The following is a 15,064-nucleotide window of genomic DNA, read 5'->3' as shown; positions in this document are numbered from 1 at the left end:
TCCGCCGATGAATGAAGGCCGCGCTCGAGGGACGAATCGCACACGGATCGTCGTCGAGCGCGGCTTCTTTTTTGTTTTCCAGAGCAATTAAACGAAGCGAGATCGAAATCGCTCACGCAGCCTGACGTTGCTCGGGCTCGACAACCACGGAGGTGGAATTGTCCGATTCATCATCCATGACGATCTCGACATCGGACTCCCCGGGGTCGTTTTTGTAGGTTTCGATGAGTTTGCGCAGGTAGTGGATTCTCATGTCATAGACACGGACGCGCAGGTCATGGATCGTGGTCTCTTCGCGGACCCTGGTTGCCAGGGCGAACAGAAATCCGAGGATGGCCAGGGCGGCGATGCCAATGGAGATCAGGCCGAACTCTGGAGAGAGATCCAGCATATCAGGCTCATCGGTCGAATCCCTGACCGGATTGACCGGTAGAATCGGATGAGCATGTGTAAGCAGGTTGTTCGAGCACGTCTGGGTCGGGTGATTGCGGTGGTGCTGTCGCTTTGGGCGGCGTTGCCGGTGGTGGCGCAGCAGGAGTCGGATCTGGAAGTGCAGTTGCGGGTGACGCGGGTCGGACCCGCAAATGCGGCTCGTGAGGGAGATTGGAGCGGGATTCGCGTCGAACTGACCGATCGGGGACTTGCCCCGCAGCGAGACCTGGTTTTGCGCGTTCGTTCGGTTGATCCGGATGGAGACGAGGTGCACTACGACCGGGTTGTGACGTCGAATGCCAATCTGCCTCAATCGTTCTGGTTGTATGCGGTATTGCCGGCCTCGACGCGGCGTGATTTTCTGGACGTTCTGGCGTACGAGGCTGTGGAAAACTCGTCGGGGGGGGACCGCATTGGGTTTCGGACGGGGCGATTGTTGGGTCGGGCGGAAGCCCCCCTGCAACGGGTGCTCCCCGGACACAGGGGGATGGTCGGCGTGGTCGGACCTTTCCGATTCGGGCTTGATGACTATGGCCCGACAGGGAACTTCACGTCGTTTCTGCCTCAAGGGCACGAAATGACAGCGATTGTTGCGGGCATGGACATCATGGACATCCCGGACCGTTGGCAGGGGCTTAGTTCGCTCAGCGTGCTTGTCTGGGGGACGACACGCGAGCAGACGAATCCGGGAAATCTGAGTCCGGATAAGGCGCAGGCGGTGCGCGAATGGGTCGAGCGTGGGGGGCACCTGGTTGTGGTGCTGCCTTCGATCGGGCAGGAGTGGTTCAGCGCTGCGGGCAATCCGCTGGCGAGCCTGATGCCTCGGATCGATCCTCCGATCACACGTGAGGGTGTGGACCTGAATCAGTATCGGGCACTGCTGACGTATGACAAGGAAGCGGTGCTGCCGAGTTCTGCGTTGGTGCGCACATTTCGGGCTTCTGCAGATGCACTTGCGCATGAGGCGATGCCGATTCTTGTTGGGCCGGACAACGAGTGTGTGGTGATTCGGAGGTTGATCGGCTGTGGTGCGGTGACAGTGATCGGGATTGATCTTGGTTCTGCGGGGTTGCGGAACTTGGGATTGCCACGCGCTGAGATCTTCTGGCATCGCGTGCTGGGTCGGCGCGGAGAACTTAATACGTCGGATCAGATCGCGGCGTCAGGCACGCTGGCACCGGGTGTGCGGATGGAGACGCGATCGTTTGTGCCGCTCGACATTGATGTGCCTGAGCAGATCGCCAAGACGGGGACAGCGGCGTTTGGGGTGGGGCTTGGGGTGCTGGTCTTTGTAGCGTACTGGCTGGTGGCGGGTCCGATCGGGTACATGCTGCTGAGCAAGCGCGGTCTGAAGCAGCACGCGTGGCTTGCGTTCGCTGGTTCGATTGTGTTGTTCACAGGTGTGGCGTGGGCGGGCGCGTCGCTTGCAAGGCCGCAGCGTGCGGTGGTGCGCCATGTGACAATCGCCATGGCGGTGCATGGGCAGGAGGTGCAGCGTGCGCGGTCGTGGATGGCGATGCTCGTGCCATACTACGGCGACGGTGTGGTCGGGCTCGCGCAGGTCGAAGGTGCACGCGACTCGAACTTGATGAGTCCGTTCGAGGCTTCGGGGAGTTCGGTTGGTCTGGCGAGGTTCCCGGACAATCGGCCGTATCGCGTGGAAGCGCGTGCGCCAAGTCAGTTGATGTTTCCGGCGCGTTCGACGGTCAAGGAGATTGCGGTCGAGTGGGCGGGGCGGACAGATTGGCGGCTTCCGGAACCGATCGGCGAGCCTGGCGATCTCTCAGAGCCCCGGCTGCGACTTGTGGGCGAAGATGAGTTTGATGCTTCGGGTGTGCGGCTGAATTACGAGATTGAGGGCTCCATCGCCCACGGACTGCCGGCTGCACTCGAAGATGTGGTGATTCTGGTCAATCGCGGTCAGGTATCGCTCATCGATGGCGGACGACCGGGGAGGCAGTTGACGGGCAATGTGTTTGCGTATGAACTGGCAGGGCCTTGGGCACCGAACTCGAGGTTGCTGATGCCCGATGTGACACGGCGTGGCGAGTCGGACGCGGTGCAGAGGCGGCAGTTGGCGTTTGTTTATCTTCAACAGTTGCTCGAAGGCGAGCGGATCGCGGCGACGGGAACAACACGCCCCGATTCGCGACGGTTCCCGGAGCGGCTTAAGTCGCTGGCGTTGTTTTCGCAGCTCGAGCCGCCGCGTTTTGAGGGGACGGGGGCGGGTGTGGGCGATCGACTCGCCCGGCGATCGCTGACGCACGGGTTTGACCTTGGCATGTGGTTTACGCAGCCGAGCGTGATGGTGATCGGGCAGATTCAGGAATCGGGGCGGAGCGAGACATCGTTGGTGCCGGTGATGCTCGATGGGCAGCGTGTGCCGAGCGAGGGGCGGACGCTGCTGATGTGGGTGTATCCGCTGGAGCCGAATCCGCCGCGCATTCGTGCATCTGGCGAAGCGGGTTGATACTTCGAGGAGTTTGTTGTTGTGCCAATGATTGAAACGATCAACCTGACGAAGCGGTACGCGGAGCTTGTTGCGCTGGACAATCTGAACCTCTCGATTGAAGAGGGTGATTGCTATGGGTTCATAGGTCCTAATGGCGCGGGAAAGACGACGACGATCAAGATCCTGGCGACCCTGCTCAAGCCTTCGAGCGGGCAGGCGCAGATTGCGGGTCTGACGGTTGGCTATCAGAATCGCCAGATCAGGCCTCTGATTGGATACGTGCCTGACTTTATGGGCGCGTATGAAGACATGGTGGTGACGGAGTATCTTGAGTTTTTCGCAGCGGCGTACAACATTCATGGCGAACAGCGGCGCAAGGTTGTCAAGGATGTGCTGGAACTGACGGATCTGGGCTATAAGGCGACGGCGGAAGTAAACTCGTTGAGCCGGGGTATGCAGCAGCGGTTGAGTATCGCTCGCGTGCTGCTTCATGACCCCAAGGTGCTGTTGATGGATGAGCCGGCGTCGGGGCTTGACCCTCGGGCGCGCATCGAGATTCGCGAGTTGCTCAAGGAACTCAAGCGGATGGGCAAGACGATTCTGATTTCGAGCCACATTCTGCATGAGCTGGCTGAACTGTGCAACGTCGTCGGCATCATCGAACGAGGGCAACTGCTGTTCAGCGGGTCGGTGGCGGAGATCCTGCGGCGTGCCAAGGTCGGGCATGTGATACACCTTGCGGTCGAGAATCGGCTCGATGAAGCGGCAGAACTTGTGTCGAAGGTTGCGGGGGTTGAGAAGGTACGGATCGTGGCGGGCGACGGCACAGCGGCTGGCGGGGGCAACGGCCGCATGATGCATGTGGAATACAACCAGACGGGCGGGAGGTCGTTTACGGATCTGCCGAACATTCTGATCAACCATGGCTATCGTTTGACGCAGTTTACGGAGGAGCCGGTCAACCTGGAGACTGCATTTATGCGGTTGACCAAGGGTCTGGTGCAATGATGAGATGGAAGGGAAAAGTGGGTCGCGCTGAAGTTTCGATCGAGAAAGGAATGGGCATGCTCAGGTCGTCGCTTGTTTTCGTGTTGGCGTTTGGTGGGGCATCGGTCCTGGCTGGTCCGCCTCAGACGAGCAAGACGGTCGTGCGTGACACGCTTCATGGCGTGGAAATCGTGGACGAGTACAGATGGCTCGAAGGAGACAACGCGGATCCGGCGCGCATGGGTCTGCCGACCGAGGCTGTGACAGCGTGGACGCATGAGCAGAACGCGTACACGCGATCGGTGCTCGATGCTCTTCCGGGACGGGCGCAGCTGGAAGCGCGCATGCAGCAACTGATGGAGGTCGGGAGCGTGGGCGCGCCTGCGATGGCTGGCGAGCGGTATTTTTATACCAAGCGCGAGGGGACGCAGGCGCAGGCGGTGCTGTATGTTCGGCACGGGATCGACGCCGAGCCGGTGGAGTTGATCAACCCGAACACAATGGATGCAAGCGGACTGCTGACATTGTCGTGGTTCAGCCCGAGTGATGATGGGCGGCTGCTGGCGTTTGGGATGTATCGAGCGGGTGACGAGAACTCGACGCTGTATTTGATGGATGTTGAGCGGCGTGCGCTTTTGGCCGACGAGATTCCGGGCAAGGTGCGTGCGCCTGACTGGCTCGCGGACGGGCGGCGGTTTGTGTATGGCAATCTCGAAAGCACTGCGGATCCGTATTCGGGACAGATCAAGATTCACGAAGTTGGCAAGCATTGGCGCGAGGACGCGACATTGTTTTCGCAGCGGGACTTTGTGGAGATGTATCGCTCGGCGGGTCGGTACACGGCCAAGCAGATTGATGATGTGGCCAAGACGTGGGGTGCGTTCGGGTATCCGAGCGAGGACGGGCGCTGGCTGATCGTCGGGTATTACACTGCGACTCGTTCGAACGATCTTTGGGCGATGGATCTGAAGCACTGGGAGCGCACGGGCGAGAAGAATCTGATTCCGATTCTCGTTGACACGATCAACACTGGGGCGGCCGGGTGGGGTCCGATTGTTGGTGACACGTTGTTTCTGCGGACGACACTCGACGCGTCAAATGGTCGGGTTGTTGCGGTGGATCTGAACAATCCGGGGCCTTCGGCGTGGAAGACGGTGGTCGCGCATGATGACAAGAAGGTGATTCAGAGTGTGTCGGCGGCGCGGGGGATGCTGGCGGTGCAGTATCTGGTCAATGCGCAGACGAGTATCGAGCGGTTTGCGTTCGATGGGCGGAACCTCGGGGTGGTGGAGTTGCCGGGCGTGGGGACGGCGAGTTTGTCGACGAGCGAAGATCGGACTGAGGCGTTTTTGACCTTTACAAGTTATAACGAGCCGCAGTCGATTTATCACGTTGATCTGGCGACGAACGCGCGAACGCTGTGGGAGAGGCCGGATGTTCCGGTTGATCCGTCGCTGGTTGAAGTCAAGCAGGTGTGGTATACGTCGAAGGACGGCACGCCGGTGTCGATGTTCATCATTCATCAGACTGGTATCGCGCTTGATGGCAACAACCCGACGATTCTGTACGGGTATGGCGGGTTCAATATTCCGATGACGCCTTCGTTCAGTGCTACGTATTTTCCGTGGTTTGAAGCTGGGGGAGTCTTTGCGGTTGCGAACCTTCGCGGCGGCGGCGAGTATGGGCAGTCGTGGCATCGTGCGGGCATGCTGGAGCACAAGCAAAATGTGTTTGATGACTTCATTGCAGCAGCGGAATGGTTGGTGCAGAATGGGTATACGAAACCTGAGCGGCTGGGCATTGCTGGGGGTTCGAACGGGGGGCTTCTGACTGGTGCGGTGGTGATGCAGAGGCCGGAGTTGTTCGCGGCGGCGATTTCGGCGGTGCCGCTGCTTGACATGGTGCGGTATCAGGATTTCCTGATGGCGCGCTACTGGATTCCGGAGTATGGCAGTGCTGAAGATGCGGATCAGTTCAAGTTCATCTTGAAGTATTCGCCGTATCAGAACATCAAGTCGGGCACCAGATATCCCGCGATGCTGATTACTGCGGGGGAGAATGATTCTCGAGTGCATCCGATGCATGCTCGCAAGATGGCGGCAGCCATGCAGGCAGCGACGGTGTCGGATCCGGCTGAGGCGCCCGTGCTGTTGTGGGTCGATTATGAAGCGGGGCATGGTGCCGGCAAGCCGCTTCATTTGCGTGTGCGCGATGTTGTTGATCAACGTCTGTTCATGATGTGGCAACTCGGAATGTTCAACAACTGAGCGCCTGGTGAGAAGTGCAAGGGGCTGCGGTCGTGATGATCGCAGCCCTATTCTTTGCGCATGATGAGTTGGGTTCGGACGCTTGGAGTGCTTCTTGCGTGTTCTCTGATGATTGCGTGTCAGTCGCAGACGCGGCGCGAAGTTGCGGGCCGAGTGAGTCTGCCCATAGTGCAGTTCGAAGATGGGATTTTGCTTGAAGCACGGACTGCGAGTGGTGAAGAACTGATCTTGCTGCTCGATTCGGGGGCTTCGGTGAGTGTGATCTCGCCCGATGTGGTGAATCGACTTGGGCTGAGCACGCGGCATGACGAGCGGCTCATTGTCGCTGCAGATGGCAGTACAACTCGGGCAACTCAGGCGGTAGCGATGAGAGAGCTGGCGTTCGGGGGGCTTGTCGTGCGTGATTTCAGCGCGATGGTGCTCGATATCTCGCACCTCGGGCGCGATGTTGATGGAATTATCGCGATGAGTGCGTTCGAATCACGCGTGACGATCGACTACGAACATTCTGAGGTAACCGTTGGCGGCGATGTGCCTGTGGGTGCGGTCAGGATTGGGCTTGCCTCGGGCGCGGTAGCACGAATCGAGGCGGTGGTTGCAGGTCGGGCGATTGAGGTCATTCTCGATACGGCTGGCAACGGTGCGTGGTCGTTGCCACTCGAAGGGATTTCGCTGTTGCCAGGGCTCGGGGTGCAGCGAGGTGTCATTCAGATAGATGGGATGCGTGTGCGCAGCAGTGAGCGACTCGATGGTTCGGCCAGCATTGGCCGGGTGGAGTTTCACGAGCCGATTGTGCACGCGAGCAGTGGTCCTGCGCGCGTCGGGCAGCGCGTGCTGTGCGAGCTGGGGGTGCTGACCTTCGATTTTGCTGACCGGTGTGTGTGGATTCATGACGCGGCCTATCGAAGCGTGAAGATGGATCCGATGCGCGGAATCGGCGCGATCCTGCATCCGCAGGCCGAGTCGTGGGTGGTGCGGTCGGTTGAGCCGGGGCTGCCCGCGTGGCAGGTGGGTCTTGAGTCAGGAGAACGGGTTTATGCGATCGACGGAATGACGGGCGGAGCTCTGACGGCAGGGGCGTTGAGGGCGCGCGTTGCGAGGTCGGGGGTGCTTCGCCTTGATGTCGTACGAGATGGGCAACGAGTAACGCTTCCAGTTCCGGTTGTCTATATTCAGCCGTGATGGACGTGGCACGCACAATCCTCAGTCAAGTTGTCCAGCCCGCGGTGTTGGCAGCGGCGGATCCGGCGCGAGCAGTGGCAAACGCGTGGGATGACAATTGCGACGGTAGCCACATTGTCATTGCCTTTGGCAAGGCTTCGGCCGCCATGGTTCGTGAAGCGATGTTGCGAATAGCTTCGCCGCGGGTACGCGGGTTTGTCATCACTCGTCCTGAAGATCTCGATACGGTGCGGGATCCGAGGCTGACTGTTGTCGCAGCCGATCATCCGATCCCGACACAACGCAACATCGACGCGGCGAACGCGATGATGGTGTTCTGCGCGTCGATAGAGCCTGGTGCGAGGGTTCTTGCTCTTGTGTCGGGAGGGGGGTCGGCGCAACTCGCGTGTCCTCGTGAGCCTCTGGTGCTTGCGGATATTGCGATGCTGACTTCGAGTCTGCTGCGCAGCGGGGCGACGATCGGCGAAGTCAATGCTGTGCGCAAACATTGCGAACAGATCAAGGGAGGTCAACTTGCTCGGTCGCTGATCGAGCGCGGGGCCTCGGCAATTGACGTGCTTGTGCTTTCGGATGTGCTTGGCGATCGGCTGGACGTGATTTCGTCAGGGCCTTTCGCGCCAGATCCTTCGACATTTGAGAATGCGATGGAGGTGGCGCATCGCCGCGGAATCAATATGCCCAATGTGCTTGCCTTGCTTGAGAAGGGTCAGCGGGGTGAGATCGAGGAGACGCCAAAGCCTGGCGATTCGATCTTCGGTGCGGTGTCGCACAAGATTATCGGCAGCAACGCTGTTGCGGTTGATGCGGCATGCCGGGCGATTGAATCACATGGCGTGCGTGTGGTGCAGCGACGGATGAAAGTCGAGGGCGAAGCGGCAGTGGTGGGCAGGACACTCGCAGAAGCAACAAAATCACTGGGTTCGGGCGAGGCGATCGTGTTTGGGGGCGAGACGACTGTGAGCGTTGGTTCGGCAATCGGCGTCGGAGGTCGCAATCAGGAGCTCGCGCTGGCTGCTGCGGGCGTCATCGCGGGTCAGCGCGGTCTTGCGGTTCTTTCGCTTGGAACCGATGGGATCGATGGTCCTACTCCGGCAGCGGGCGCCATTGTCGATGGCCAGACAGTCGAACGCATGCGTATGGCGGGGGTTTCGTTCGACATTGCACTGCGAGAGCACGATAGCCATACCGCGCTCGGGGCTTCGGGCGATCTGATCTGCATCGGACCGACCGGGACCAACGTCAATGACATCATGATCGGTTTGCACATGAGCACCTGAGCGGACACGCTACGATTGTCAATATGATTCCGCATACGATTCCAGCAGTTTGGCCCGACACGCCGAGTTCGCGTTTTGCGAGCCTGCTTCGCGAGACGCCTACCGACTCTGCACGCATCGCCCTGATCGGAATCCCTGACGACATGGGCGTGCGGATGAACGGTGGGCGACCCGGTGCAGCGCAGGGCCCCGGGGCACTGCGAGCGGCACTTGCGAAGTACGGCGCGCGTGAACCTGCGATGAATTCATGGCCTCGAGTCTGCGATGCTGGTGATATTGTGCCAGGAGGGTCGCTCGATGAGACGCACGAGCGAGTGACGCTGGCGACCAGCGCTCTGCTCGATCATGGGCTGTTTCCCATAGCGATCGGCGGCGGGCACGATCTGACGTTTGCGTTCGTGCGCGCGGTTGCGCAGCGGCATCCACCGATGACGGGGGTGTACTTTGATGCGCATCTTGATGTGCGGGCCGAACCGGGCTCGGGCATGCCATTTCGCGCGCTGATCGAAGAGTGCAATGTTCGTGCGCTGCACGTTCACGGGCTGGACGTGTTTTCAAACTCGACCGAACATGCGGCGTACTTTGCCGCACACGGAGGTCGCATCGACCCGTGCAATTCCGATGATCCGTGGCCGAGTGGCGACCTCTTCGTGAGTCTTGATCTGGACGTGATCGATGCGGCGCATGCTCCGGGCGTGAGTGCAATGAATCCGTGCGGGTGGTCTCCGGCGCAGTGTGAGCGATGGGTGCGAGCAGCAGCGGCGTGCGAGCGTGTGCGATGTTTCGACATCATGGAACTGAATCCGGAACACGATGAAGGCGGGCGGACGGCGCGGCTCGCGGCACGGTTGTTGCTTGTGTTTCTCGCGGCGTTTGCGGAGCGGGAATCATGAGCGGGCTCATGATCCGTCGTGCACGAGTGCTGACGCTCGATGGTCCTGGAGGTCCGAGGCGGGGAGGGGCACTGCGCGACCTGGGCGTGCGTGTAGTGTGTGATGTGCGATGCGAAGGCGGCCGCGTCGCAGCAATAGGCGAGAATCTGCGTGTGCAATCGGGCGATCACGAAGTCAACGCGGACGGATGTGTGCTCATGCCTGGTTTTGTCGATTGTCACACGCACCTTTGCTGGGCTGGTTCTCGCGTTGGCGAATGGGAGCAGCGTCTGGCTGGCGCGACGTATCTCGACATTCTCGCAGCAGGCGGCGGCATCATGTCGACCGTGCGAGCCGTGCGTGCAGCCAGCACGGCAGAACTGGCAGAACTCCTGCTCGGCAGGCTTCGCTGCGCACTGGCGACCGGAACGACGACAATAGAAATCAAGAGTGGGTACGGTCTGGACACGGCCACCGAACTCAAGATGCTTCGTGCGATCGACCTTGCAGCAAGCCAGTGGCCCGGGACGGTTGTCAAGACGGCATGCATTGGGCATGCGATTGACCCCGATGAGCCGAACGCAGTCGAGCGAACGGTTTGCGAGACGCTCGACGCAGTGCATGCCGAGTTTCCAGGTCTTGCGATTGATGCCTATTGCGAGAAGGGTGCCTGGAGTGTGCGCGATTGCGAGCGGCTGTTTGAGCGGGCAGCGGATCTTGGGCATCCGTGTCGAGTGCATGCGGATCAGTTCAATGCTTTGGGTATGACAGCGATCGCGGTGGAGCGGGGATTTGCCAGCGTTGATCATCTCGAGGCTTCGACGAACGAGGGGTTGCAGGAGCTTGCTGAGTCAGGCACGCATGGCGTCATGTTGCCCTGCTCGGGGTTTCATCTGGATCAGCGCTACGCCAGTGGCCGGCAATTTGTCGATCTTGGCGGGGCGCTGGCCATCGCGACCAACTGCAATCCGGGATCGGCACCATGTTCATCGATGCCGATGACCATTGCGCTGGCAACGCGGTATCTTGGGCTCACACCATCAGAGGCGATTGCGTGTGCGACGGTCAATGCAACGAACGTGCTGGGTCTGACCGATCGCGGGCGAATCGCGGCCGGGTGCAGGGCGGATTTGATCCTGCTCTCATTGCAGGATGAACGTGAACTGGCACACTCGTTTGGCATGAATCCGGTTGAGAGTGTGATTGTTGCAGGAGAGATCGTGTGGTAACACGCAATGTGCGAGAGCACTCATCCACCGGGTTCGGCTGAAGCACGATACAAGGCAGCGTCTTCTTCTGACAGAAACACCTCGAAACGCCGCAGAATCTGCTGCGCGAGCACTCCCTTGATCGTCGCGGATGTGGCCATGCCAAATGCTTGTGTCCATGCATCGATTGCATCAAACCTGTCGCCGACAAGGACGAGTTGGTTGTGGCGGGCCAGCGCGATGAGTGCCGCGGGCAAGTAGGTTGGGTTTCGATCGAGACGTTCGATCAGCAGTGTCGCGGACTCGGGCGTGCGAGCAAGAGCATCGATGGCTGCCTGACGCACTCGTTCAGATGTCGCGTCGAGCAAATCGGCTATGAGCGAGCGTTCGGCGTCGGAGCCTACAAGCGAGAGCAAGAGCAGACGGGCGGCACTCGGTTCAGCGGGAAGAGGCATCAGAGCCTCGCGAATGGCCTGGCGATGGCCGTCGCCGATGATCAGTCCGGCATCGAAGAGTGCGACTCCTGCCTGGGCTGCGGGTGCGACGGTTCGCGGTTCGCGCAGCCAGCGCAGCACGACGGGAATCTGCGACCCGTCGGGCCAGCGCGCGACTCCGAGCAAGAGGGCTTCGGCTGCGATGGGTGAAGTCTCGGCCATGAGCGCTGCGATCATCGGAGCTGCAGAGCGAGCCGGAGCAAGCCGATTGATGAGTCGGGCAGCGGCGGCTCGGACTTCAGGCTCGGTGTGTGTGAGCAGAGCAATCGCTGCGTCTTCAACGGCCGGTCCAAGGGTTACATTTTCAGAAAGTTCTCGGTCGGCCAGCTCGAAGGCTAGCGACTGGACGCTGCGTTGTTCGCTCGCGAGCATCTCGGCGAGCAGTTGGACGCGGGCGGTCTGGTCGCCGACGAAGTACAAGCGACGATTCAGATCGACAACCATGCGGTCTAGTGCGCTCAGGCGACTATCGAGGCGTTCGATGCGATCGGCATACTGCGCGATGAGCGTTTGGTTCCATTGCTCGGTGCTGAGTTGCGAAGCGTTTGTCCACCAGGCGTGCCAGCGATCCCGATCATTGCTGGGCGGAAGTCCTGTCATGCGATGGAGCGAACGCATCGCGTGATCGGCGACAGGCCCAGAGCTCGCAATCGCGTTGATCATGCACTCGGCGGCTCGTTGGTCGCGAGCGCCCGCGGCAATCGTGATGAGTTGGGTGAGTTCTTCGTTGCTCAGCCCGGCGTCGCGCGAGGCTTCGAGCACAGAACACGCACGACTGGCTATTCCATCGACCGCCTGAAGCACGAGTACGCGCGTGGCGGCCTCTGTCAGCAGTGCGGAGGCCGCGCCGGACGGACCGAGATCGAGCAGGACTCGCGCCGCGTCAACGCGCTGGGCGGCTTCGAGCGTCTCATCGGCTACGGTTTCAATCAACCTCGCCAGGATGTCCTGTTCATGATCCTGAGCGACGGCTCCATCGAGTTCAATATCGACGGGATCGGTTGTCGTGGCCAGTGCTTCTGGATATTTGGGATTGGATTCATCACTGTGATCGGTGGCTGTGAAGTCACCTGTTCGTGTGTGCTTTTGGGCGCAGGATGGCGCAGACCCCGCGAGGGCAATCAGAGTCGAGAGAACTGACAGGTTTGCGAGGCTTCGCTTCACGGGCGATTATTGCGGCCTCGATGCCCAATGTTGGTGGGGGACTGGAAGAAGTCGTCGGTGGAAAACTCCGAAACAGGGGGTTGCACGTCGGACTTATCTGTGGTGTGCTATCATTATCTTGGTCCAGCTGGGTTCCGGCACTGCGGTCATGGATGAGGTGCAGTACCGATATGAGGACCGGTTTGGACGTGGATTGCTGGGTTCCGCTGCTGGCTTGGGAATCAGGATGATCTCCCGCAGTTGCGAAGAGGGTTGAGTCCATGACGCATATTGACCACGTGCGGGCAGTGGGGCCGTTTCACATCGCCCGTTCGCTGGATGATTCTCCATTTGGGGCTCGTTGGCTGGCCCGTCATGCCGAGCAGCAGACGGATTGGACGCTGCACGAGTTTGGTCCGGTTCTGGAGAAATCCGAGCGGGTGATGGTTCTGTCGTGGCTTGAGAGCGTGGAGCCCTTTGAGCATTCGCACCTGCCGGCCATTCGCCGAGTAGTGCATCCCTATTCGACATCCGTCTGGGCTGTTGAACCCTTCTTTGGCAGCGAGGACGGATTGCTTGGGTTGCAGCGACTGGTCGAACTCAAGGGTGGGCGCATGAGCCCGAATGAGGTCGAGCGTGCGCTCATGCACATCCTCGATGCGATTCGCTACGCTCACGAACGGGGAATCTGTCACGGTCCGATCTCGATCCGAGAAATTCTGGTCGATCGTCATGGAAGCGTCACGATCGATTTGTATGGCCTGCGGCGGCGTATGGACCGACTTGTCGAGATGGACGAAGAGATCGTCCGCGACGAGGTTCGATCGGCGGCCATGATTGGATACTGGGCCTTGACGGGCCTGCCGGCAGAGGAACCTCGGATCAGGGCCACTCGACTGGTGCGGCGACTCGATCGGGTCTGGGATGACTGGTTCGAGATGGCTCTGGACCCCGCAATCGGTTTTGCGTCGGCTTTGGATGCGATTCAGGCGTTGCCTTCGCAGCCCGAGACGCCCGAGGGTGTGGTGCGGGCAGGACCGGCACGCATCATGATCGAGAGGTTGCGAACGGCCGTTCGGGTCAATCCGCGTACTCCGGGCGGCTGAAAGTTCCGATATCCACGATCTGAGGGTCGGTTTGATATCCTGGTTTCGGACTTGCGGGGTCAGGATTGATGCGATGGCGGGGATTGTGTACGATGATGACGAGCGGGCTCGGTGAGTCCGTAGCAGGGAGTCGTCGTGAACGACTGGGTTGACGCTGAAGATCATGTCGAGCGTGCCCACGAGCACTACGAGGCGGGCCGGTGGGATGAAGCCGAGTCCGAACTTCGTCATGCATTGGCCCTGAATCCGTACCAACCCGAATGGCACTTCAATCTTGGTCTGACTCTCGAAGCTGCTGGCAGGCACAAGGACGCTGCGGATGCGTTTCGGGTGTGTCATGAATTGCGCGACGACGATGCGCAATCAGCGCTTGCAGTCGGGATGAATCTGGTGCGTGACGGGCGTGCAGCTGACGCGCTGTTCTGGATCGAGCGCGCCGAAAAGCTCGACCCGAACTCTGTAACACCTCTGGTACACAAGATTGACGCACTGACGGAACTCGGTGAGCACGAGCAGGCAGAAGTCGCGTTCTTCATGGGTCAGCAGATCGACCAGAACAACGCGGAGTTGTATGCAGCAATGGCGGAGTCGTTGCTCGAACGTCGCGATTTTGATCGTGCGATCTGGTGCTTGCGTGAGGCGTCGAGGCTGGACCCTGAACTCCTCCGGATCAACGCTCGACTGGCTCAGGCATATGCCGAGACGGGGCGGCAGGAACGGGCGCGGCAGCTGTATCAGCGCGAACTGCGGCAGGATCCTGGTGATATTGAAACTTTGCTCGACCTTGGTGACTTGCTGGTTGACATGAATCGGCTCGATGAAGCGAGCGAGAAGTATCGGCGCGTGCTGGAGATCGAGCCGGATCACCCTGACGCACACTTTGCCCTGGGCGAAGTGGCCATTCGCCACGGGCGATCGGCCGACGCATGCGTGGCGTTCGATATCGTGATTCGACTCGATCCGGATCATCCTGACGCCAGGCGTCAGTTGGCGGATCTGCTGCTGTCGTCGGGGAGCGCGGACGATGTGCGGCGCGCGAGAGAGTTGCTTCAGACGGAATTGCGTGCCCAGTCGCGATCGCCGAAGCCCGACCCCTCTTCGCTTGAAGAGTTGGGGCATCTTCTGCTCGATGCGGATCTGCCGCGAGAGGCGTCGCGCGTCTTCGAGCGCTTGCTGGAGTTGCGCCCGAACGATCACAAAGCCTTGCATCACATGAGCGTGGCGATGCTGGAGATGGGGCAACTCGAGTCCGGCATCGATTCTGCAAAGGCCGCTCTGCGTTTGAATCCGCGATTTGTGCCAGCGATGCACAACCTCGCGCTCGCGCACCTGCGACGTGGCGAGTGGCTGCGGGCTCGCTATTGGGCCCGGCAGGGTCGGGTAATCGATCCTGACGATGCTTCGATGCGACGCTTGTGCGTGATCCTGCGCATCCATTCGGTGGGGCTGATCGCTCGCTGGATGGGGCGGGCGTGCCTTCGCGGAGCGATCATCGTCAAGGGTCTGGTGACGCGCCCGGCGCGCCCCCAAACCCGGCATTTGGGCTGATCGCGATCGCCCATTTGGCACCATCAAGTTCCGGTAACACCTCCGAAGTGGTCTCTTTTTGCTCCGCACGCGGGGTCAGACGCGGTTCTGCGACCG

At 60.4% G+C, this 15,064-nt stretch carries 11 protein-coding genes; 9 read left to right on the top strand and 2 right to left on the bottom strand.

Translation table 11 applies throughout. The annotated features are described in order from the left end of the window. Positions 1-112: 112 nt before the first annotated feature. Entirely contained in the window at positions 113-391 is a 279-nt protein-coding gene (locus tag KF757_07725) for a hypothetical protein (protein ID MBX3322866.1), read from the bottom strand. Between the two features lie 54 nt (positions 392-445). Between KF757_07725 and KF757_07720 the strand changes: the two genes are divergently transcribed. The 7 genes from KF757_07720 to hutI are packed head-to-tail and all read left to right on the top strand — an operon-like array spanning position 446 to position 10,698. Further along, positions 446-2,902, top strand: coding sequence for a hypothetical protein (locus KF757_07720; GenBank protein MBX3322865.1), 2,457 nt, complete (start codon positions 446-448; stop codon positions 2,900-2,902). A 27-nt stretch (positions 2,903-2,929) separates the two neighbouring features. Beyond that, complete coding sequence (locus KF757_07715; protein MBX3322864.1) at positions 2,930-3,892, top strand: ABC transporter ATP-binding protein; 963 nt, start codon at positions 2,930-2,932, stop codon at positions 3,890-3,892. Next, positions 3,889-6,138, top strand: coding sequence for a S9 family peptidase (locus KF757_07710; GenBank protein ID MBX3322863.1), 2,250 nt, complete (start codon positions 3,889-3,891; stop codon positions 6,136-6,138). Before KF757_07715 ends, KF757_07710 begins: the two co-directional genes overlap by 4 nt. Before the next feature lie 60 nt (positions 6,139-6,198). Beyond that, on the top strand, positions 6,199-7,320 hold the full coding sequence (locus tag KF757_07705) for an aspartyl protease family protein (GenBank protein MBX3322862.1): 1,122 nt from the start codon (positions 6,199-6,201) through the stop codon (positions 7,318-7,320). 5 nt (positions 7,321-7,325) lie between these two features. Then, positions 7,326-8,597 (top strand): DUF4147 domain-containing protein, encoded by a 1,272-nt coding sequence (locus KF757_07700; GenBank protein MBX3322861.1) that lies wholly within the window; start codon positions 7,326-7,328, stop codon positions 8,595-8,597. A gap of 23 nt (positions 8,598-8,620) precedes the next feature. Further along, the gene (locus KF757_07695; protein ID MBX3322860.1) at positions 8,621-9,490 is read left to right on the top strand and encodes a formimidoylglutamase; all 870 of its coding nucleotides are present in this window, start codon (positions 8,621-8,623) and stop codon (positions 9,488-9,490) included. Then, entirely contained in the window at positions 9,487-10,698 is a 1,212-nt protein-coding gene (gene hutI / locus KF757_07690) for an imidazolonepropionase (protein ID MBX3322859.1), read from the top strand. The genes KF757_07695 and hutI overlap by 4 nt, the downstream gene beginning before the upstream one ends. Before the next feature lie 20 nt (positions 10,699-10,718). Here hutI and KF757_07685 read toward each other — a convergent pair whose 3' ends face one another. Continuing rightward, a complete protein-coding gene (locus tag KF757_07685; GenBank protein ID MBX3322858.1) occupies positions 10,719-12,335 on the bottom strand; it encodes a hypothetical protein in 1,617 nt (538 codons plus the stop codon). A gap of 260 nt (positions 12,336-12,595) precedes the next feature. On the opposite strand from KF757_07685, the gene KF757_07680 reads away from it, so the two are divergent. Both KF757_07680 and KF757_07675 read left to right on the top strand, forming a co-directional pair. Next, positions 12,596-13,420, top strand: a complete 825-nt coding sequence (locus KF757_07680) for a hypothetical protein (protein ID MBX3322857.1) — start codon at positions 12,596-12,598, stop codon at positions 13,418-13,420. 135 nt (positions 13,421-13,555) lie between these two features. Further along, positions 13,556-14,968 carry a tetratricopeptide repeat protein gene (locus tag KF757_07675; GenBank protein MBX3322856.1) on the top strand — a complete coding sequence of 471 codons (1,413 nt, stop codon included), beginning with the start codon at positions 13,556-13,558 and terminating at the stop codon, positions 14,966-14,968. The last annotated feature ends 96 nt before the right edge of the window (positions 14,969-15,064 follow it).

The sequence above is a fragment of the Phycisphaeraceae bacterium genome, from assembly GCA_019636795.1.
Taxonomy (GTDB): Bacteria; Planctomycetota; Phycisphaerae; order Phycisphaerales; family UBA1924; genus JAHBWW01.
This window is presented reverse-complemented; position numbering and strand designations above follow the sequence as displayed.

Coding starts and splice junctions, on each gene's coding strand:
- KF757_07710 (MBX3322863.1), top strand. CDS start 3,889: ATGATGAGATGGAAGGGAAAAGTGGGTCGCGCTGAAGTTTCGATCGAG.
- KF757_07680 (MBX3322857.1), top strand. CDS start 12,596: ATGACGCATATTGACCACGTGCGGGCAGTGGGGCCGTTTCACATCGCC.
- KF757_07705 (MBX3322862.1), top strand. CDS start 6,199: ATGATGAGTTGGGTTCGGACGCTTGGAGTGCTTCTTGCGTGTTCTCTG.
- KF757_07695 (MBX3322860.1), top strand. CDS start 8,621: ATGATTCCGCATACGATTCCAGCAGTTTGGCCCGACACGCCGAGTTCG.
- hutI (MBX3322859.1), top strand. CDS start 9,487: ATGAGCGGGCTCATGATCCGTCGTGCACGAGTGCTGACGCTCGATGGT.
- KF757_07725 (MBX3322866.1), bottom strand. CDS start 391: ATGCTGGATCTCTCTCCAGAGTTCGGCCTGATCTCCATTGGCATCGCC.
- KF757_07715 (MBX3322864.1), top strand. CDS start 2,930: ATGATTGAAACGATCAACCTGACGAAGCGGTACGCGGAGCTTGTTGCG.
- KF757_07720 (MBX3322865.1), top strand. CDS start 446: ATGTGTAAGCAGGTTGTTCGAGCACGTCTGGGTCGGGTGATTGCGGTG.